Genomic DNA, 20,969 nt, shown 5'->3' with positions numbered 1-20,969 from the left:
TTATCGTCATGCTATGGTACATACATTCACAAATGTATGTAAATCTGACTCCTGTAAATTCACCCACCTATGGCACGAAAAACTAAACAACAAGCGCTGGAAACCCGACAACACATTCTGGACGTGGCAATACGTTTGTTCTCGCAGCAGGGTGTTTCATCCACCTCGCTGGCGCAGATTGCTCAGGCTGCCGGTGTGACGCGAGGAGCGATTTACTGGCATTTTAAAGATAAGTCAGATCTGTTCAGTGAAATCTGGGAGCTTTCAGAGTCCAGCATTAGCGATCTCGAGAGTGAGTATCGGGCAAAATTCCCTGACGATCCACTCTCAGTATTGAGAGAAATATTAGTATATATCCTTGAAGCAACGGTAGTTGAAGAACGTCGCAGATTAATGATGGAGATTATTTTTCATAAATGCGAGTTCGTGGGCGAGATGGCGGTTGTGCAGCAGGCACAGCGCAGCCTAAGCCTGGAGAGCTATGACCGTATTGAACAGAACCTGAACCTGTGTATGCAGGCAAAACTATTACCGGCCAATCTCTTGACCCGACGAGCGGCAATCCTGATGCGCAGCTACATTTCAGGTCTGATGGAAAACTGGCTTTTCGCGCCGCAATCCTTTGACCTTAAAGAGGAAGCCCGCAGCTACGTGGCGATTTTACTGGAAATGCTACAGCTCTGCCCCACGCTGCGCAGCGACGCGCCTTCGCTAACGGCCTGATCCCTTTCCAGGATTTATCTCAGAGGATAACGTTCGCGCTATTCTGCTTTCGGCGAGCGTGATATTCTTCACGCCGGACTATTTTCGGTCATCTTCTGACATCATTCACAACTATGCTGCCCATCAATCGCTCGCAACATCCTGTTTTTGCATTGCTCTTTGCGATGCTATTTTTCTTCGCCACGGCGCCGCTGACCTGGGCCCGCGCCGATAACAGCAACGATATTCCCTCGCGCGGCGATGTTCAGTCGCAGCTCGACACGCTGAACAAACAAAAAGATCTCTCCCCTCAGGAGAAACTCATCCAGCAGGATCTGACAGAAACGCTGGAAACGCTGGATAAAATTGAACGCGTAAAAGCAGAAACCGTCCAGCTTCGCCAGAAGGTGGCGCAGGCACCTGAAAACATGCGTAAGGCCACCGAAGCGCTGAATGCCCTCAGCGATGTGGATAACGACGACGAGACGCGCAAGACGCTCTCGACGCTCTCCTTACGTCAGCTCGAGTCCCGCGTGGCTCAACTGCTCGACGACCTGCAAACCGCACAGTCGGATCTCGCAACGTATAATAGCCAGCTTGTCTCTCTGCAGACCCAGCCCGAGCGCGTGCAAAACGCGATGTACGCCGCGTCTCAGCAGCTGCAGCAGATCCGCAACCGTCTGAACGGCACGACGGTCGGCGAAGGCACGCTGCGCCCTACGCAGCAAACCCTGCTGCTGGTTCAGCAGACCTTGCTCAATGCGCAAATCGAACAGCAGCGTAAAAGCCTTGAAGGGAATACGGTGCTGCAGGACACGCTTCAGAAACAGCGTGATTACGTCACCGCGAATATTAATCGCCTGGAACACCAGCTTCAGCTGCTGCAGGAAGCGGTTAACAGCAAGCGCCTGACGCTAACGGAAAAAACCGCTCAGGAAGCCGTATCGCCTGACGAAACCGCCCGCATTCAGGCGAATCCGCTGGTTAAACAGGAGCTCGAGGCCAACCACCAGCTGAGCCAGCGCCTGATACTGGCAACGGAAAACGGCAACTCGCTGGTTCAGCAAAATATCAAAGTGAAGAACTGGCTGGATCGCGCCCTGCAGGCTGAACGCAACATCAAAGAGCAGATCGCGGTCCTGAAGGGCAGCCTCCTGCTGTCGCGTATTCTCTACCAGCAGCAGCAGACGCTTCCGTCCGCCGACGAGCTGGAGGACATGACCAACCGCATTGCGGATTTACGTCTGGAACAGTTTGACGTCAACCAGCAGCGCGATGCCCTTTTTCAGAGCGATACCTTTGTCGCCAAAATTGAAGAGGGGCATTCCAGCGACGTGAAGCCGGAAGTGCACGACGCGCTGCTCCAGGTCGTGGATATGCGTCGCGAGCTGCTGGACCAGCTCAATAAACAGCTGGGCAACCAGCTGATGATGGCCATTAACCTGCAAATCAACCAGCAGCAGCTGGTGAGCGTCTCGAAAAGTCTGCAGGAAATCCTGACCCAGCAGATTTTCTGGGTGAACAGCAACAAGCCGATGGACTGGGACTGGGTCAAATCCTTCCCTGAGACGCTGAAAACGCAGATCAAGAGCATGAAGATCACCGTAAACTGGGAGAAAGCCTGGCCTGCGGTAATGATTGCTTTCCTGGCCGGTTTACCGCTGCTGCTGATTGCCGGCCTGATCCGCTGGCGTCTGGGCTGGCTGAAAAAATACCAGGCGAAGCTGGCCTCCGAAGTAGGGCAGCTGCGCAACGATAGCCAGCTCCATACGCCAAAAGCGATTCTGATCGATCTCATCCGCGCCCTGCCGGTGTGCCTGATTATTCTGGCCGTGGGCCTGATTCTGCTCACCATGCAGCTCAACGTCAGCGATCTGCTGTGGGCGTTCAGTAAAAAACTGGCGCTGTTCTGGCTGGTGTTTGGCGTTTGCTGGAAGGTGCTGGAAAAAGACGGCGTGGCGGTGCGTCATTTCAACATGCCTGCGCAGCTGACCAGCCACTGGCGTCGGCAGATTGTGCGCATCAGCCTCGCGCTTCTGCCGCTGCACTTCTGGTCGGTTGTCTCTGAACTTTCCCCGCTGCATCTGATGGATGATGTGCTGGGCCAGCTGGTGATCCTGCTGAACCTGCTGCTGATTGCGATCCTGATGTGGCCGATGTGCCGCGACAGCTGGCGTGATAAAGAGTCCCACAATATTCGTCTGGTCACCGTGACGGTGCTGGCGATCATTCCGCTGGCGCTGATGGTGTTGACGGCAACGGGTTACTTCTATACCACGCTGCGCCTGTCCGGGCGCTGGATTGAAACAGTCTATCTGGTGATCGTCTGGAACCTGCTTTATCAGACCGTGCTGCGCGGCCTGAGCGTGGCGGCTCGCCGCATTGCCTATCGCCGCGCCATCGCGCGTCGTCAGCATCAGGTGAAAGAGGGGGCCGAAGGCGCGGAGCCACAGGAAGAGCCGACCATCGCGCTGGAGCAGGTTAACCAGCAGACGCTGCGCATTACCATGCTGGTGATGATCGCCCTGTTTGCCGTGATGTTCTGGGCTATCTGGTCCGATCTTATTACCGTTTTCGCCTATCTCGACAGTATTACGCTCTGGCAATACAACGGTACCGAAGCGGGCGCTGCGGTCATGAAAAGCGTGACCATGGGTAGCCTGCTGTTTGCACTGGTGTCGTCGGTTGTAGCCTGGGCGCTGATCCGCAACCTGCCAGGCCTGCTTGAAGTGCTGCTCCTGTCACGTCTGAATCTCCGCCAGGGGGCGTCCTACGCCATTACCACGATCCTCAACTACGTGATCATTATTGTTGGGGCGATGACGGTCTTTGGCTCGCTTGGCGTCTCGTGGGATAAACTGCAGTGGCTGGCGGCGGCCCTCTCGGTCGGTCTTGGTTTTGGCCTACAGGAGATCTTCGGTAACTTCGTGTCCGGCCTGATCATCCTGTTCGAACGTCCGGTACGTATCGGCGATACCGTCACTATCGGCACGTTCTCGGGAACGGTCAGCAAGATCCGTATCCGCGCTACCACCATTACCGACTTCGATCGTAAAGAGGTGATCATCCCGAACAAAGCGTTCGTGACAGAGCGTCTGATCAACTGGTCGCTCTCGGATACGGTAACGCGCGTGGTGATCCGCCTGGGCGTAGCCTATGGATCGGATCTGGATAAGGTGAAAGAGGTGTTGCTGAAGGCGGCGTCTGAGCATCCGAAAGTGATGCACGATCCGGCTCCGGCGGTGTTCTTTACCACCTTTGGGCCGAGTACGCTGGATCACGAGCTGCGTTTATACGTGCGTGAACTGCGCGACCGCAGCTACACGGTGGATGAACTTAACCGTTCTATCGATCGGCTGTGCCGTGAAAACGATATTAATATCGCCTTCAACCAGCTTGAGGTGCACCTGCGTAACGAGAAAGGTGATGAGCATACGGAAGTGAAGCGCGACATTAAGGGCGACGACCCGACTCCGGCTTAATCTATTTTCCCTCTCCCCCTGGGAGAGGGTTAGGGTGAGGGGGAAGTTTCCCCTCAAAATCCCGCCGTACAATCTCCAGTGCCTTAAGCACCGTCCCGGCGGGGATCTCATGATTCTCCAGCAGCATAATCAAATCGACGGCCAGCTTGACCTCATCGGGTGCATTTTCCAGTGACATGGGTGTGGCTCCTGTTAACGGGTCAAACGTTCGATGACATGCTCAATCTCATCCAGCGCCTGACGGCAGCGGACTATACGTCCTTCCAGCGCGCTAATCTCGCGCATCAATAGCTGCTGCTCTTCCAGCGTTTCGCTGTGGTTCAGACGCACTTCGCGTTCGCGCTTCATCTCAAACAGCCGGCGCTCAAACTCCTGGTTCTCCAGCCGCTTGCGCTGCCATTTACCGAGCCCCGGCGAGGCGCTGTCCCAGGCGCGCAGCGGCCAGGCGGTAATCTCGCGATGCAGGGCGGTGATCTGCTCCGTGAGATGCTCTGCAAGCCACGCCACCTGCTCCTGCTGTTCACTCTCAACCGCATGGCGAAGCTCGTCGAGGTTCGTCTGCGCTTCAGCAAGGTAATCCTGAATGACGGTGCTGCGGGTACGAAAAAGCTGCCGGTCAAAGCGCGGCTTCAGCGTGGCGTGCCCCATTAGCGGCGTGGCCTGCTCCCGCAGAGCAATCAGCTGATTTTGCAGCCTCTCAAGAAGCAGTGCTGTTTTCAAGGCGCTCTCCAGTGGTAAAGTAGCCGTTCAGTTTGATAACGATTCGCATTATGAAGCGTACTATTTTAATCATCATTGGCTGGCTTGCGGTAGTGCTTGGCACGCTGGGGGTGTTTTTACCCTTGCTGCCGACCACGCCATTTATCCTGCTGGCGGCCTGGTGCTTCGCCCGCTCGTCGCCGCGTTTTCACCACTGGCTGCTCTACCGCTCATGGTTTGGCGGCTATCTGCGGCACTGGCAAAAACACCGGGCCATGCCGCCCGGCGCGAAGCCGCGCGCGATCGCACTGATCCTCATCACCTTCGCTATTTCATTATGGCTGGTGAAAATGATGTGGGTACGTATTCTGCTGCTGGCGATCCTGACCTGCCTGCTTTTCTTTATGTGGCGGATCCCCGTGGTTGATGAAAAGCAACAAAAGCACTGAAGCCTCATCATGGCTGTTGCAATTATCACGCGCAGCCAGTAAATTCGACCGTTTTCGAGCACAGGTGCGCCTGGTCAAAGGTTAAACAATTGTTGCCTTGGCCGACTCGTTGCGCGCTGTGAGTAACACTGTTTCATTTAGGCAAAACCGATGACCGCAACTGCACAGCAGCTTGAATATCTGAAAAACAGCATCAAAAGCATCCAGGACTATCCAAAGCCTGGCATTCTTTTCCGTGATGTCACCAGCTTGCTGGAAGACCCGAAAGCGTACGCGCTCAGCATTGAACTGCTGGTCGAACGTTATAAAAACGCCGGGATCACCAAAGTAGTAGGTACCGAAGCCCGTGGCTTCCTGTTTGGCGCACCGGTTGCGCTGGCAATGGGCGTGGGTTTTGTGCCGGTGCGTAAGCCGCGCAAGCTGCCGCGTGAAACCATCGCAGAAAGTTACGAACTGGAGTACGGCACCGATCAGCTTGAGATCCACGTTGACGCGATCAAGCCTGGCGACAAAGTGCTGGTGGTTGACGATCTGCTGGCGACCGGCGGCACCATTGAAGCGACCGTGAAGCTGATCCGCCGTCTGGGTGGGGAAGTGACCGACGCGGCCTTCATCATCAACCTGTTCGATCTCGGCGGTGAACAGCGCCTGGAAAAACAGGGTATTACCAGCTACAGCCTGGTGCCTTTCCCGGGTCACTAATCCCGGTTTTCACAACCTCGCTCAATGGGTGAGGTTGTGATAGCATTCCCCTCCATAAATTCACCTTCCAGCGTTGCAGAGCCTGCCCATGAGTTATCAGGTGTTAGCCCGTAAATGGCGACCACAAACCTTTGCTGACGTTGTCGGTCAGGAACATGTGCTGACGGCCCTGGCGAACGGCTTGTCGCTAGGTCGCATCCATCACGCCTATCTTTTTTCCGGTACCCGCGGCGTCGGTAAGACCTCTATTGCCCGTTTGCTGGCAAAAGGTCTTAACTGCGAAACCGGGATCACCGCCACGCCGTGCGGCGTGTGTGATAACTGTCGGGAGATCGAGCAGGGGCGTTTTGTCGATCTGATCGAGATCGACGCCGCCTCGCGCACTAAAGTGGAAGATACGCGCGACCTGCTGGATAACGTCCAGTACGCCCCGGCGCGCGGCCGCTTCAAGGTCTACCTGATCGATGAAGTGCACATGCTGTCGCGCCACAGCTTTAACGCCCTGCTGAAGACGCTGGAAGAGCCGCCCGCGCACGTGAAGTTCCTGCTGGCGACTACCGATCCGCAAAAGCTGCCGGTCACGATTTTATCGCGCTGCCTGCAGTTCCACCTGAAGGCGCTGGACGTTGAGCAGATCCGCGCGCAGCTTGAGCATATTCTTGATGAAGAGAAGATTGTCCACGAACCGCGCGCCCTGCAGCTGCTGGCCCGCGCGGCGGACGGCAGCCTGCGTGATGCGCTCAGCCTGACCGACCAGGCGATTGCCAGCGGTGACGGGAAGCTTTCCACCGAGGCGGTCAGCACCATGCTCGGCACGCTGGATGACGATCAGGCGCTGTCGCTTATCGAAGCGATGATTGCCGCCAACGGCGAACGCGTGATGTCGCTGGTGAATGCCGCCGCTGCCCGGGGTATTGAATGGGAAGGACTGCTGGTTGAGATGCTCAGCCTGCTGCACCGCGTGGCGATGCTGCAGCTTTCTCCGTCCGCCATCGGTGCGGATATGGCCACCATTGAACAGCGGATGCGTGAGCTTGCGCGCACCGTGCCGCCTGCCGACGTGCAGCTGTATTACCAGACGCTGCTGATTGGCCGCAAAGAGTTACCGTTCGCGCCGGACCCCAGGATGGGTGTTGAAATGACGCTGCTGCGCGCGCTGGCGTTTCATCCGCGTATGCCATTGCCGGAGCCGGAAGTGCCGCGGCAGTCTTTCGCGCCGGTCGCCCCTACGGCGGTGATGTCGCCGCAGCAGGTCCCACCGCAGACGACACCGCCGCCGCAGCAAAACGTACCGCTGTCGGATGCCACCAGTTCGGTGCTTGCCGCACGCAGCCAGCTGCAGCGTGCGCAAGGAGTAACCAAACCAAAAAAGAGTGAACCGGCAGCGCCAGGAAGAGCGCGGCCGGTGAACAACGCCGCGCTTGAACGACTGGCCTCGGTAACGGAGCGCGTACAGTCGCGTCCGGCACCGTCCTCGCTCGAGCAGAAAGCCCCGGTGAAAGAAGAGGCTTACCGCTGGAAGGCAACCACCATCACCGAAGCGGTGAAGGAAGAGGTCGCCACGCCGAAAGCGCTGAAAAAGGCGCTGGAGCATGAAAAAACGCCGGAGCTTTCCGCGAAGCTTGCCGAAGAGTCCATCGCGCGCGACGCCTGGGCCGCCGAGGTCAGTAAGCTCCAGCTACCGAAGCTGGTCGAGCAGGTCGCGCTGAATGCCTGGAAAGAGCAGGACGGCAATCAGGTACGTCTGCACCTGCGTCCAGGCCAACGGCACCTCAATTCCCCTGGCGCGCAAAAGGCGCTGGCCGAGGCGCTCGCCGCATTACAGGGTGCGCCGGTTGAATTGACTATCATTGAAGATGATAATCCGGCAGTGAAAACGCCGCTCGAGTGGCGCCAGGCCATTTATGAAGAGAAGCTCGCGCAGGCGCGCGAGGCGATTATTGCGGATAACAACATTCAGACCCTGCGCCGGTTCTTCGACGCCGATCTGGATGAAGAGAGTATTCGCCCCATTTGATCGTGAGTCTGACTTACGGTTGTAATCCCTTAAACGTGAAAGAAGAGAGAAGCCTATGTTTGGTGGAAAAGGCGGTCTGGGTGGCCTGATGAAGCAGGCTCAGCAGATGCAGGAAAAAATGCAGAAGATGCAGGAAGAGATCGCTCAGCTGGAAGTCACGGGTGAGTCCGGAGCCGGTCTGGTCAAGGTGACCATCAACGGTGCGCACAACTGCCGTCGCGTTGAAATCGACCCGAGCCTGCTCGAAGACGACAAAGAGATGCTGGAAGATCTGGTTGCAGCCGCGTTTAACGATGCAGCTCGCCGTATCGACGAAACCCAGAAAGAGAAAATGGCCTCCGTTTCCAGCGGCATGCAGCTGCCGCCTGGCTTCAAGATGCCATTCTGATGCAAACCAGTCCGCTGCTCACGCAGTTAATGGAAGCACTGCGCTGCCTGCCGGGCGTTGGCCCGAAGTCGGCGCAGCGCATGGCGTTTACGCTATTGCAGCGCGACCGCAGCGGCGGGATGCGCCTGGCGCAGGCTTTAACCCGCGCCATGTCAGAAATTGGTCACTGTGCGGATTGCCGTACCTTTACCGAGCAGGATGTGTGTAACATCTGCACGAACCCGCGTCGTCAGGAAAACGGCCAGATTTGCGTGGTGGAGAGTCCGGCGGACATCTACGCCATTGAACAAACCGGGCAGTTTTCCGGGCGCTATTTCGTGCTGATGGGGCATCTCTCCCCGCTGGACGGTATTGGCCCGGACGATATCGGTCTTGACCGCCTTGAACAGCGTCTTGAGTCCGAAACGATCAAAGAGGTGATCCTCGCCACTAACCCCACGGTGGAAGGGGAGGCAACCGCCAACTACATCGCCGAGCTGTGCTCGCAGTATGGCGTTGACGCCAGCCGCATCGCCCACGGCGTGCCGGTCGGCGGCGAGCTGGAGATGGTGGACGGCACCACGCTGTCACACTCTCTGGCCGGACGTCACAAGATTATTTTCTGACCAAACGGAGGCTGCGCGCGCGGCCTCCGCTTGAAAATTTCCCCCCGTATCCCCATCTCTCACTCAACGTTTTAAAACCCCATTAAATGGCATTGTTGAGGTCGACATAGATGAAAGGACAAGAAACCCGTGGTTTCCAGTCAGAAGTAAAACAGCTTCTGCACCTGATGATCCATTCCCTGTATTCCAACAAAGAAATTTTCCTGCGTGAGCTGATTTCCAACGCCTCGGATGCGGCGGACAAGCTGCGCTTCCGCGCGCTGTCTAACCCGGACCTGTACGAAGGCGACGGCGAGCTGCGCGTGCGCGTCTCGTTTAATAAAGAGAACCGCACTCTGACTATCGCCGATAACGGCATCGGGATGAACCGCGACGAGGTGATCGACCACCTCGGGACCATCGCGAAATCCGGCACCAAGGCGTTCCTGGAGTCCATGGGCTCAGACCAGGCGAAAGATAGCCAGCTGATCGGCCAGTTCGGCGTCGGTTTCTACTCGGCGTTCATCGTGGCGGATAAAGTCACCGTGCGCACCCGCGCGGCGGGCGACAGCGCTGAAAACGGCGTGCTGTGGGAATCCAAAGGGGAAGGCGAATACACCGTTGATGACATCACTAAAGCGGACCGCGGCACCGAAATCACCCTGCACCTGCGTGAAGGCGAAGATGATTTCCTGAACGACTGGCGCGTGCGCTCCATCATCAGCAAATATTCCGACCATATCGCCCTGCCGGTTGAGATTGAAAAACAGGAAGAGAAGGACGGTGAAGCCATTGTTTCCTGGGAGAAAATCAATAAGGCGCAGGCGCTGTGGACGCGCAACAAGGCTGAAATTAAGGACGACGAGTACAACGAATTCTACAAGCACATCGCCCACGATTTTACCGACCCGCTGACCTGGAGCCACAACCGTGTGGAAGGCAAGCAGGAGTACACCAGCCTGCTGTACATCCCGGCACAGGCGCCGTGGGACATGTGGAACCGCGATCACAAGCACGGCCTGAAGCTGTACGTGCAGCGCGTCTTCATCATGGACGATGCCGAGCAGTTCATGCCGAACTACCTGCGCTTCGTGCGCGGTCTGATAGATTCCAACGACCTGCCGCTGAACGTCTCCCGTGAAATTCTGCAGGACAGCGCCGTCACCCGTAACCTGCGCAACGCCCTGACCAAACGTGCGCTGCAGATGCTGGAAAAACTGGCGAAAGACGATGCGGAAAAATATCAGACCTTCTGGAAACAGTTCGGTCTGGTGCTGAAAGAAGGCCCGGCTGAAGACATGGCGAACGTTGAAACCATCGCCAAACTGCTGCGCTTCGCCTCTACGCACACCGACTCCTCCGCTCAGACCGTGTCGCTGGAAGAGTACGTCTCCCGCATGAAAGAAGGGCAGGAGAAGATCTACTACATCACCGCCGACAGCTACGCCGCGGCGAAGAGCAGCCCGCACCTGGAGCTGCTGCGTAAGAAAGGCATCGAAGTGCTGCTGCTTTCTGACCGCATCGACGAGTGGATGATGAACTACCTGACCGAGTTCGACGGCAAGGCGTTCCAGTCCGTTGCCAAAGCCGACGAGTCTATCGACAAGCTGGCGGATGAAGTTGACGAAAGCGCGAAAGAAGCCGAGAAGGCGCTGGAGCCGTTCGTTGAGCGCGTGAAAACCCTGCTGGGCGAGCGCGTGAAAGAGGTACGTTTCACCCACCGTCTGACCGACACCCCGGCTATTGTCACCACCGATGCCGACGAAATGAGCACCCAGATGGCGAAGCTGTTCGCCGCGGCGGGCCAGGCGGTACCGGAAGTGAAATATATCTTTGAGCTTAATCCGGATCATCCGCTGGTGAAACGCGCGGCGGATACCCAGGACGACGCCCGCTTTGCCGAGTGGGTTGAACTCCTGCTGGATCAGTCCCTGCTGGCCGAACGCGGCACGCTGGAAGATCCTAACCTGTTCATTAAACGTGTGAATGCGCTGCTGCTGGCGTAACTGACCACGCCTCCCCTGGCCTTCTCCCTCTCCCTGTGGGAGAGGGCCGGGGTGAGGGCAACAGACCGCACGACTCCAAATAATCACCCCTCATTAACCGTTTCAGCCTTCCTCCCTTCCTTGAGCGATGCCCGTTCTGGTGGTATTGTTTAGCGCTTTTGAAAAATTGAAACGACTTTTGAGGGGATTTTCGCAATGCGTATTATTCTGCTTGGCGCTCCGGGCGCGGGTAAAGGAACTCAGGCTCAGTTCATCATGGAGAAATACGGTATTCCGCAAATCTCCACCGGTGATATGCTGCGCGCCGCTGTTAAATCTGGCTCCGAGCTGGGTAAACAGGCGAAAGACATCATGGACGCAGGCAAGCTGGTGACCGATGAGCTGGTGATTGCTCTGGTTAAAGAGCGCATTGCTCAGGAAGACTGCCGTAACGGTTTCCTGCTGGACGGCTTCCCACGCACCATTCCTCAGGCTGACGCCATGAAAGAAGCGGGCATCAACGTGGACTACGTTCTGGAGTTCGACGTACCGGACGAGCTGATCGTTGACCGCATCGTTGGCCGTCGCGTACACGCTGCTTCTGGCCGTGTTTACCACATCAAATTCAACCCGCCTAAGGTTGAAGGCAAAGACGACGTGACCGGCGAAGAGCTGACCACCCGTAAAGACGATCAGGAAGAGACCGTGCGTAAACGCCTGGTGGAATACCATCAGATGACCGCGCCGCTGATCGGCTACTACACCAAAGAAGCGCAGGCGGGTAACACCAAATACGCCAAAGTTGACGGCACCAAAGCCGTGGCTGACGTACGTGCAGAGCTGGAAAAAATCCTCGGCTAATCGCGCGCCTCTCACCCGGTCTCCCGGGTGAGAAATATTCTCATCTTACCTATTACAGCAATGGGTTTCGTTTAAACGCATTTCCGCTACAATTGACAACCTATCAAATGGTTAAGAGGCGTGAATGAGTCAGGCGAAAACCGGCATCCTGCTTGCCAATCTGGGCACTCCAGAAGCACCTACATCAGACGCGGTAAAACGCTACCTGCGACAATTTTTAAGCGACACGCGCGTCGTGGATTTCCCCAGACTGCTGTGGTGGCCGCTGCTGCGTGGCGTCATTCTGCCGATTCGTTCCCCCCGCGTCGCCAAACTTTATCAGTCCGTCTGGATGGAAGAGGGCTCGCCGCTGATGGTCTACAGCCGTCGCCAGGAAAAAGCGCTGGCTGCCCGCCTGCCGGAGATGCCCGTCGCGCTCGGCATGAGCTACGGCAAACCGTCCCTGGAAAGCGCGGTAGAATCCCTGCTGGCGCAGGGCGTGGACCATATCGTGGTGCTGGCGCTCTACCCGCAATACTCCTGCTCGACGGTGGCCGCCGTCTGGGACGAGCTGGCCCGGATTCTGGCGACCCGCCGCCGCATTCCGGGCGTGACCTTTATTCGCGACTACGCGGATAACGATCTCTACATCAAGGCGCTTGCCAACAGCGCGCGCGCGTCGTTTGAAAAACACGGCGAGCCGGATCTGCTCCTGCTCTCCTATCATGGGATCCCGCAGCGCTTCGCCAATGAAGGGGATGATTACCCGCAGCGCTGCCGCGATACCACGCGCGAACTGGTCTCCGCCCTTGGCCTGCCGCCTGAGAAGGTGATGATGACCTTCCAGTCGCGCTTCGGCCGCGAGCCGTGGCTGACGCCGTACACCGATGAAACCCTCAAAATGCTGGGTGAGAAAGGCGTGAAGCACATCCAGGTAATGTCGCCGGGCTTCTCGGCCGACTGTCTGGAAACGCTGGAGGAGATCGCGGTGCAAAACCGGGAATTTTTCCTGGAGGCTGGCGGCGAAAAGTACGAGTACATTCCGGCGCTTAACGACTCGCCTGAGCACATCGACATGATGGTCTCGCTGGTAACGAACGGTCGCTAATCGCACTTCGGGCCGGGTTTGTGCTACCATTCCCGGCCCATATTCTTCGTACAGTTCAGACCATGAAATTTCCCGGTAAACGCAAATCCAAACACTACTTCCCCGTCGATGCCCGCGATCCGCTCCTGCAGCAAATCCAGCCAGAAAATGAAACCAGCGCGGCCTGGGTCGTCGGTATCGACCAGACGCTGGTGGACATTGAAGCGAAAGTGGATGATGCGTTTGTCGCCCGTTATGGTCTGAGTGCCGGCCACTCGCTGGTCATTGAAGACGACGTTGCCGAAGCGCTGTACCAGGAGCTGGTGCGCGAAAACCTGATTACCCACCAGTTCGCCGGCGGTACCATCGGCAATACCATGCACAACTACTCCGTGCTGGCAGACGACCGTTCGGTGCTGCTCGGCGTGATGTGCAGCAACATTGAAATCGGCGGCTACGCCTACCGCTATCTGTGCAACACCTCCAGCCGCACCGATTTGAACTACCTGCAGGGCGTCGACGGCCCGATTGGCCGCTGCTTTACCCTGATCGGTGAATCCGGCGAGCGCACCTTCGCCATCAGCCCGGGTCATATGAACAAGCTGCGCGCCGAGAGTATTCCGGAAGAGGTGATTGCGGGTGCCTCGGCGCTGGTGCTGACTTCCTATCTGGTGCGCTGTAAGCCGGGCGAGCCGATGCCGGAAGCGACCATGAAAGCGATTGAGTACGCGAAGAAGTACGACGTGCCCGTCGTTCTTACGCTGGGTACTAAATTCGTTATCGCCGATAATCCTGAATGGTGGCAGGCGTTCCTGAAAGAGCACGTCTCGATTCTGGCGATGAACGAAGAAGAGGCCGAAGCGCTGACCGGCGAAAGCGATCCGCTGCTGGCGTCCGATAAAGCGCTGGACTGGGTGGATCTGGTGCTCTGCACCGCGGGTCCGGTTGGGCTGTATATGGCAGGCTTCACGGAAGAAGAGAGCAAACGCAAAACCCAGCACCCGCTGCTGCCCGGCGCGATTGCCGAGTTTAACCAGTACGAGTTCAGCCGCGGCATGCGTTATAAAGATTGCATTAACCCGCTGCGCATCTACTCGCACATCGCCCCTTACATGGGCGGACCGGAGAAGATCATGAACACCAACGGCGCGGGCGACGGCGCGCTGGCCGCGCTGCTGCACGACATTACCGCCAATGCCTACCACAAAACCAACGTGCCGAATTCCAGCAAGCATAAGTTCAGCTGGCTGACCTATTCGTCGCTGGCGCAGGTATGCAAGTACGCCAACCGCGTAAGCTATCAGGTGCTGAACCAGCACTCACCGCGCTTAACGCGTGGCCTGCCTGAACGGGAAGACAGCCTCGAAGAGGCTTATTGGGACAGGTAAAATAAAAACGGCAACCCAGGTTGCCGTTTTTAGTGTTTATTCCCTCTCCCTGTGGGAGAGGGCAAGGGTGAGGGGACCAGATCGCACCAAACTTACCCCGTAACCGCCTCTTCAACCGGTGGTTTCTCCAGCAGCGTCAGCATGGTGTTAGCAATCTCGCGCTCGCCCATCACCACTTTATCTGCACCGCGATCGGTAATGTACTCCACCTCGTCGTCATAGTGCGCCCGGGCGATAATCTCAATCGTTGGGCACTTCGCGCGCGCGGAGGCCACAATCTCACCCGCTTCATAGCCGTTGGGTATGGTCAGCAGCAGCCAGCGGGCGCAGTCCAGATGCGCCAGATTCATGATCTCTTCGTTCGCCGCGTTGCCCAGTACCGCACGAATACCGCGCTCGCGAAGCTCGTCGACGCGGGTGCGTGAGGTTTCAATCACCACCAGCGGAATGCCCTGCGCCATCAGCTTCTCGCCGAGCAGGCTGCCCACGCGGCCAAAGCCGACCAGCAGGGCATGATTGCAAATATCAACCGGGATCTGCTTCTCTTCTTCGATGGCTTCTTCAAGCGTCTGCTCTTCCAGCGTTTCGGTTTTATCGAGGTATTTTTCCAGCAGGGCAAACAGCACCGGGTTCAGCATAATCGACAGGATCGCCCCCGCCAGCACCAGGTTTTGTCCCGCCTGCGGCAGCAGGTTCAGGGCCATGCCCAGACCGGCCAGAATAAAGGCGAACTCACCGATCTGCGCCAGGCTGGCGGCAATAGTCAGCGCCGTCCGCGGTGAGTGGCCGAACATCCGCACCAGGAAGAAGGCGGCAAGCGACTTACCAAAAATAATGATCGCCAGCGTGCCCAGCACGGCCAGCGGCTGCTGGATCAGCACTAGCGGATCGAACAGCATCCCGACGGAGACGAAGAACAGCACGGCAAAGGCGTCGCGCAGCGGCAGGGTGTCGTGCGCCGCGCGGTGGCTCAGCTCGGATTCGTTCAGCACCATCCCGGCAAAGAACGCACCCAGCGCGAAGGAGACGTCAAACAGCTCAACGGCGCCAAAGGCGATACCCAGCGCCAGCGCCAGCACGGAGAGGGTGAACAGCTCGCGGGAGCCGGTCGCCGCGCTGCGGGACATGATCCACGGTACCAGACGGCGGCCCACCAGCATCATGATGGCGATAAACGCCACAACCTTACCGATGGTGATGCTCATATCCAGCGCCAGCGAGGCGAAGCCGACGTTGTCTTTTTCCATCATCCCGGCGACGGCGGGCAGCAGCACCAGCGTCAGAACCATGACCAGATCTTCAACAATCAGCCAGCCAATCGCGATCTGCCCGCGCTGGCTGTCAATCAGCTGTCTCTCCTCAAGCGCGCGCAGCAGCACCACGGTACTGGCGGTTGAGAGACACAGCCCAAATACGATGCCGGTCATGAGCGACCAGCCCAGCACGGCCGAAAGCGCCATCCCAAGCAGCGTCGCCACCCCTATCTGGGCGATCGCTCCCGGTATGGCAATCGACTTTACCGCCATCAAATCCTTCAGGGAAAAATGCAGACCGACGCCAAACATCAGCAGAATCACGCCCAATTCCGCCAGCTCAGGGGCCAGTTTGGTATCCGCAACAAAACCTGGGGTAAACGGTCCCGCCAGCACACCTGCCAGCAGATAACCGACAAGAGGAGAAATACGCAGTTTATTGGCAATCATGCCGAGGATAAAAGCGAGCACAAGTCCACCAACAATGGTGGTGATAAGCGGTGTGGCGTGGTGCATTCCGTCTCCTTTCGTTGTGGGTGTTCCTTTTTGGTGAAAAACCAAAAAACCGAGTAATAGTTTATGACAATTTTTACCCTTATGTTTATGAATAATTGTTGAAGTTTGAATAAAACAGCAATATGCACGTAAAAAAGCGCATTTTGATAAATTCAGCGAGTGGAGAAAGAAGAAACCCTTATGGCATCAGGGTGTCAGGCAGCCAAAGTCAAACTTTGGCTGCCCGTAATTTACGCTTTGTGGCGGTTATCAGGCAGGAATATGGTCAACATCCCAAGAAGTGGCAGGAAAGCGCAGATTTTATAAACCAGGAAGATGCTGGTGTGATCCGCAACCATCCCTAAAACCGCTGCCCCAAGCCCCCCCATGCCGAAAGCGAAACCGAAAAACAGTCCGGAAACCATACCGATACGTCCGGGCAGCAGCTCCTGGGCATAGACCAGAATGGCGGAAAACGCGGAGGCGAGGATAAAACCAATAATCACGGTTAAAATGCCCGTCCATTCAAGGCTGGCGTACGGCAAAATGAGGGTAAAGGGCGCCACGCCGAGGATAGAGCCCCAAATGACATATTTCCGCCCGATCTTATCACCCACGGGCCCGCCAATGACCGTACCGGCCGCGACGGCGAACAGGAAGGCAAACAGGTGGATCTGCGCGTTTTGTACCGATAATCCGAATTTTTGCATCAGATAAAAGGTGTAATAGCTGCTGATGCTCGCCATATAGAAGTATTTCGAGAAAATCAGCACCAGAAGGACGGAAACCGCCAGGATAACCTTATTGCGCGGCAGGGGATTGATAGCCTTCGCTTTAGGTTTTCCTTTATTGACGCGATGCTGAGCGGCATACCAGCGGCTAATCTGTGCCAGCACGATAATCGCCAGCAGCGCGGCCAGCACAAACCACGCCACGTTGCCTTTACCGTACGGGGCAATAATCACCGCGGCCAGCAGCGGGCCGAGAGAGCTACCGAAGTTACCGCCCACCTGGAAAAGTGACTGCGCCAGGCCATGACGACCACCGGACGCCATGCGCGCCACGCGGGAAGACTCCGGATGGAACACGGACGAGCCTGTACCTACCAGCGCGGCGGCAATCAGCACGGCTTCAAAACTCCCGGCCATGGCCAGCAGCACCAGGCCGCTTAGGGTAAAGCACATGCCTATGGGCAGCGACCACGGCATAGGATATTTATCCGTCCAGTAGCCCACCACCGGCTGCAGCAGCGAGGAAGCCAGCTGGAAGGTCAGGGTGATCATCCCGATCTGCACGAAGGTTAACGAAAATTCGGACTGCAGCAGCGGGTAAATTGCCAGAATCAACGACTGGATCATATCGTTGAGCAGGTGCGAGAGACTGATTGCGCCTAAGACTTTAAAGGAGGTGCGCGACGCCGGCGCGCCCGGAACGGGCTGAGTTGATTCACTGATTGCCATAGAGAGAAGTACCACGTCTTTAGTTATTAGAGATGCAGGGTGTAATTATTATCCGACTAACATACCCGCCCGGGACATTTGAAGAAAGTCGCAATTCTGAAAACTTATTTGTCTATTCTTATTAGTCACTGTAATTTCTGCCTTTGTCTATTGGTCAGGGAGAGAGAAGATGAAGTTAATGAAGCGGGGCGTCGCGCTGGCGCTCATCGCGGCGTGGGGTCTGGTAAGCCTGCCCGCGCAGGCGTATGAAAAAGACAAAACCTATAAAATCACCATTCTGCATACCAACGACCACCACGGCCATTTCTGGCGCAGTGAATACGGCGAATATGGCCTGTCGGCACAAAAAACGCTGGTGGATGGAATACGTAAAGAAGTGGCGGCCCAGGGTGGCAGCGTGCTGTTGCTCTCAGGCGGCGATATCAATACCGGCGTGCCGGAATCCGATTTACAGGACGCCGAGCCCGATTTCCGCGGCATGAACCTGATTGGCTACGACGCGATGGCCGTCGGTAACCATGAGTTTGATAATCCGCTGAGCGTCCTGCGTCAGCAGGAGAAGTGGGCCAAATTCCCGTTCCTCTCCGCCAACATTTACCAGAAAAGCACCGGCGAACGCCTGTTCAAGCCGTGGGCGCTGTTTAAGCGTCAGGATCTGAAGATCGCGGTCATCGGCTTAACCACCGACGACACGGCGAAAATTGGCAACCCTGAGTTCTTCACCGATATCGAATTCCGCAAACCGGCAGACGAAGCGAAGCTGGTGATTCAGGAGCTGCAGCAAAACGAAAAGCCGGACGTGATTATCGCCACCACGCACATGGGGCACTACGACAACGGTGAGCACGGCTCCAATGCGCCGGGCGACGTGGAGATGGCGCGCAGCCTGCCGGCGGGTTCGCTGGCGATGATTGTGGGTGGTCACTCACAGGATCCGGTTTGCATGGCGTCGGAGAATAAAAAGCAGGTGGACTACGTGCCGGGCACGCCTTGTGCGCCAGACCGTCAGAACGGTATCTGGATTGTGCAGGCGCACGAGTGGGGCAAATACGTGGGCAGGGCGGACTTTGAGTTCCGTAACGGCGAGATGAAGCTGGTTCATTATCAGCTTATCCCGGTCAACCTGAAGAAGAAAGTGACCTACCCGGACGGGAAGAGCGAGCGCGTACTTTACACGCCAGAAATCGCAGAAAACCAGCAGATGCTCTCCCTGCTGACGCCGTTCCAGAACAAAGGCAAGGCGCAGCTGGACGTGAAAATCGGCACGCTGAACGGGCGTCTGGAGGGGGACCGCAGTAAAGTTCGCTTCGTGCAGACCAACATGGGGCACCTGGTGCTGGCGGCGCAAATGGCGCGCACCGGGGCTGATTTTGGGGTGATGAGCGGCGGCGGTATTCGAGATTCCATCGAAGGTGGAAACATCACCTATAAAGACGTTCTGAAGGTGCAGCCGTTCGGCAACGTGGTGGTTTATGCTGACATGAGCGGAAAAGAGGTCATTGACTACCTCACCGCCGTGGCGCAGATGAAGCCGGATTCCGGGGCCTATCCGCAGTTTGCCAACGTGAGCTTCGTAGCGAAAGACGGCAAGCTTAACGACCTGAAGATCAAAGGCGAACCGGTTGACCCGGCGAAAACGTACCGTCTGGCGACGTTAAGCTTTAACGCCACCGGCGGCGACGGCTATCCGCATATTGATAATAAACCGGGATACGTGAATACCGGCTTTATCGATGCGGAAGTGCTGAAGCAGTATATCGAGCAGAATTCTCCGATTGACGTGAATGCGTATGAGCCGAAAGGCGAGGTGAGCTGGCAGTAGCGTTGTGCGGCCTGATGCCCTCACCCAACCCTCTCCCACCGGGAGAGGGCACGAACACAAAAAACGGTAACGTCTGTTACCGTTTTGCTTTTACCTCGTAGCCGCCACCGGGCAATTTTCTCAATCCCTGCGCGCAATATCCGCAAACTTCGCGTCCAGCATTTTCGCCAGATCGCCCGCCGCCAGCTCAATATCCAGCCCGCGCTTGCCGCCGGATATAAAGATGGTGTCAAATTCCTGTGAAGGAGCATCGATCAGCGTCGGCAGGCGTTTTTTCTGTCCGAGCGGACTGATCCCGCCCACCAGATAGCCCGTGGTGCGTTGCGCCACCATCGGATCCGCCATATCCACCTTTTTCGCCCCCAGCGCTTTGGCGACCTTCTTCAGATCCAGCTGTCCTGCCACGGGAGTCACCGCGACGGCGAGGTGCTTCATATCGCCGTTAACCGCCACCAGCAGCGTTTTATAAACCTGGTCAGCGTTCAGCCCCAGCTTGCGCACCACTTCATCACCAAAGTTGGTTTCATTCGGATCGTGATCGTAAGTGTGGATCCGGAAAGAAATGTTGTTTTTTTCGAGTAATTTAACGGCGGGAGTCATAGCTATCCTTCTTACGACAGACAATTCATGCAGCCAGCATACGCCTGACGTTTGTCTAAAAAATAGCACCATCTTGCGCAATAGTATTGGCAGTGATGGTCACTTTGAGCGACAATCGGCTCAACCGAAGGTCTCCTTCGGCATAATAAAAACGATGAAATTCCTCTTTGACGGGCCAATAGAAATATTGGCCATTTTTTTACTTCAGCAACGACGGTAAATTCCCTTCCCCGTACAAATGTAACGCCCCAACCGCCACCACGTAATGCCCTGCAGGTAAAACATGCAGTGTCTCTCGCCAGGCTTTGTTACGCGCATTCATCAGCACATCATACAGCGATTCGCTGAACGTTGACGGTAACGCTAGCCTGCCGTCCGCGGGCGGCGCATCCAGCCACCAGCCAATCATCGTTTGCAGCAGGCGCGCGTTGGTGTGCCAGTGGGTCAGCGTATCGTCCAGCAGCATCAGGCCGTCGTCGGGAAGCTGCCGCAGAAGCGCAATCTGGCTGTCCGTCCCTTCCAGCTCGATGATGGGCAGACGGCGCGCCCTTGCCGCGTTCAGCAACTGGTAATCAATGCCGTAGTCACCGCGCAGGCCCAGACGCTGCGCCTGCGTGGCCTGCAGTATCATCGCGATTTGCCACAGCGGCAGGGTGTCAATCATGGAGAGCGAGACGCCCGTCTCATCGGCGACGCGCGTCAGTTCCGCAAGCTGGGTTTCATCCAGGCGTTCCGCCAGAGTGAGATCGCTTTCGAGCCCGGCAAACGGCGACTCCTGACCCGAAATGTCCGCCTCAACGACCAGCGCGTCGGCGTGTTTAAGCAGTTTTATCAGGCCCGGAGGCAGGGGAGACATATCCTGCGTGCCCATATGGATGCTGCCAACCAGGTGCAGGTGTTGCCCGCCGGGAAGCGAAATATCCAGACCGGGCCAGGCGTAACGGCGAGGGAAAAGGGCGCGAAACGATGTTTTTATACGATGAAACAGACCCATACGCGCTCCATAAACGGAAAGG

18 protein-coding genes and 1 other annotated feature are annotated in these 20,969 nt (G+C 56.9%); of the genes, 12 read left to right on the top strand and 6 right to left on the bottom strand.

Going from position 1 to position 20,969, the window contains the following annotated elements; all coding sequences use genetic code 11:
* Window positions 1-69: 69 nt before the first annotated feature.
* On the top strand, window positions 70-723 hold the full coding sequence (gene acrR, locus F0319_RS01250; RefSeq protein ID WP_023310602.1) for a multidrug efflux transporter transcriptional repressor AcrR: 654 nt from the start codon (window positions 70-72) through the stop codon (window positions 721-723).
* A 113-nt stretch (window positions 724-836) separates the two neighbouring features.
* Window positions 837-4,184 (top strand): mechanosensitive channel MscK, encoded by a 3,348-nt coding sequence (gene mscK, locus F0319_RS01245; RefSeq protein WP_149366104.1) that lies wholly within the window; start codon window positions 837-839, stop codon window positions 4,182-4,184.
* Window position 4,185: 1 nt separating this feature from the next.
* Here the strand turns inward: mscK and rsmS are convergent, their stop codons facing one another.
* On the bottom strand, window positions 4,186-4,362 hold the full coding sequence (gene rsmS / locus F0319_RS01240; protein WP_111963389.1) for a pleiotropic regulatory protein RsmS: 177 nt from the start codon (window positions 4,360-4,362) through the stop codon (window positions 4,186-4,188).
* 14 nt (window positions 4,363-4,376) lie between these two features.
* Window positions 4,377-4,904 (bottom strand): primosomal replication protein N'', encoded by a 528-nt coding sequence (priC, locus tag F0319_RS01235; RefSeq protein ID WP_111963388.1) that lies wholly within the window; start codon window positions 4,902-4,904, stop codon window positions 4,377-4,379.
* Between the two features lie 50 nt (window positions 4,905-4,954).
* Here priC and F0319_RS01230 point away from each other — a divergent pair, with 50 nt between their 5' ends.
* The 9 genes from F0319_RS01230 to F0319_RS01190 all read left to right on the top strand — a co-directional run bounded on the left by F0319_RS01230 (window position 4,955) and on the right by F0319_RS01190 (window position 14,323).
* The gene (locus F0319_RS01230; protein ID WP_149366103.1) at window positions 4,955-5,332 is read left to right on the top strand and encodes a DUF454 family protein; all 378 of its coding nucleotides are present in this window, start codon (window positions 4,955-4,957) and stop codon (window positions 5,330-5,332) included.
* A gap of 150 nt (window positions 5,333-5,482) precedes the next feature.
* Complete coding sequence (apt, locus tag F0319_RS01225; protein ID WP_000127359.1) at window positions 5,483-6,034, top strand: adenine phosphoribosyltransferase; 552 nt, start codon at window positions 5,483-5,485, stop codon at window positions 6,032-6,034.
* Window positions 6,035-6,122: 88 nt separating this feature from the next.
* Entirely contained in the window at window positions 6,123-8,051 is a 1,929-nt protein-coding gene (gene dnaX / locus F0319_RS01220) for a DNA polymerase III subunit gamma/tau (RefSeq protein ID WP_127729810.1), read from the top strand.
* Window positions 7,381-7,445, top strand: a sequence feature (DnaX frameshifting element). It overlaps the preceding gene by 65 nt.
* A gap of 55 nt (window positions 8,052-8,106) precedes the next feature.
* A complete protein-coding gene (locus F0319_RS01215) occupies window positions 8,107-8,439 on the top strand; it encodes a YbaB/EbfC family nucleoid-associated protein (protein WP_003858972.1) in 333 nt (110 codons plus the stop codon).
* Window positions 8,439-9,044, top strand: coding sequence for a recombination mediator RecR (gene recR, locus F0319_RS01210; protein WP_008499298.1), 606 nt, complete (start codon window positions 8,439-8,441; stop codon window positions 9,042-9,044). The genes F0319_RS01215 and recR overlap by 1 nt, the downstream gene beginning before the upstream one ends.
* Window positions 9,045-9,154: 110 nt before the next feature.
* Window positions 9,155-11,029, top strand: a complete 1,875-nt coding sequence (gene htpG, locus F0319_RS01205) for a molecular chaperone HtpG (RefSeq protein ID WP_149366102.1) — start codon at window positions 9,155-9,157, stop codon at window positions 11,027-11,029.
* A gap of 195 nt (window positions 11,030-11,224) precedes the next feature.
* The gene (gene adk / locus F0319_RS01200; RefSeq protein WP_006809841.1) at window positions 11,225-11,869 is read left to right on the top strand and encodes an adenylate kinase; all 645 of its coding nucleotides are present in this window, start codon (window positions 11,225-11,227) and stop codon (window positions 11,867-11,869) included.
* 124 nt (window positions 11,870-11,993) lie between these two features.
* Window positions 11,994-12,956, top strand: coding sequence for a ferrochelatase (gene hemH, locus F0319_RS01195; RefSeq protein WP_133293905.1), 963 nt, complete (start codon window positions 11,994-11,996; stop codon window positions 12,954-12,956).
* A gap of 62 nt (window positions 12,957-13,018) precedes the next feature.
* Entirely contained in the window at window positions 13,019-14,323 is a 1,305-nt protein-coding gene (locus F0319_RS01190; RefSeq protein ID WP_045909745.1) for an inosine/guanosine kinase, read from the top strand.
* Window positions 14,324-14,415: 92 nt separating this feature from the next.
* Here the strand turns inward: F0319_RS01190 and ybaL are convergent, their stop codons facing one another.
* Together ybaL and F0319_RS01180 are read right to left on the bottom strand one after the other, a co-directional pair.
* A complete protein-coding gene (gene ybaL / locus F0319_RS01185) occupies window positions 14,416-16,092 on the bottom strand; it encodes a YbaL family putative K(+) efflux transporter (RefSeq protein ID WP_149366101.1) in 1,677 nt (558 codons plus the stop codon).
* Window positions 16,093-16,322: 230 nt separating this feature from the next.
* Window positions 16,323-17,531: an MFS transporter gene (locus tag F0319_RS01180; protein WP_149366100.1), complete on the bottom strand. Its 1,209-nt coding sequence runs from the start codon at window positions 17,529-17,531 to the stop codon at window positions 16,323-16,325.
* A gap of 169 nt (window positions 17,532-17,700) precedes the next feature.
* Here F0319_RS01180 and ushA point away from each other — a divergent pair, with 169 nt between their 5' ends.
* A complete protein-coding gene (gene ushA, locus F0319_RS01175) occupies window positions 17,701-19,353 on the top strand; it encodes a bifunctional UDP-sugar hydrolase/5'-nucleotidase UshA (protein ID WP_115874381.1) in 1,653 nt (550 codons plus the stop codon).
* Between the two features lie 120 nt (window positions 19,354-19,473).
* Here ushA and ybaK read toward each other — a convergent pair whose 3' ends face one another.
* Together ybaK and F0319_RS01165 are read right to left on the bottom strand one after the other, a co-directional pair.
* Entirely contained in the window at window positions 19,474-19,953 is a 480-nt protein-coding gene (gene ybaK, locus F0319_RS01170; RefSeq protein ID WP_023343509.1) for a Cys-tRNA(Pro)/Cys-tRNA(Cys) deacylase YbaK, read from the bottom strand.
* Window positions 19,954-20,152: 199 nt separating this feature from the next.
* Window positions 20,153-20,947: a TraB/GumN family protein gene (locus F0319_RS01165; RefSeq protein ID WP_149366099.1), complete on the bottom strand. Its 795-nt coding sequence runs from the start codon at window positions 20,945-20,947 to the stop codon at window positions 20,153-20,155.
* Window positions 20,948-20,969 lie beyond the last annotated feature (22 nt).

The organism is Enterobacter vonholyi (assembly GCF_008364555.1).
Classification (GTDB): Bacteria; Pseudomonadota; Gammaproteobacteria; order Enterobacterales; family Enterobacteriaceae; genus Enterobacter; species Enterobacter vonholyi.
Note: the sequence above shows the minus strand (reverse complement) of the source record. Positions and strands in the feature narration are given on the sequence as shown.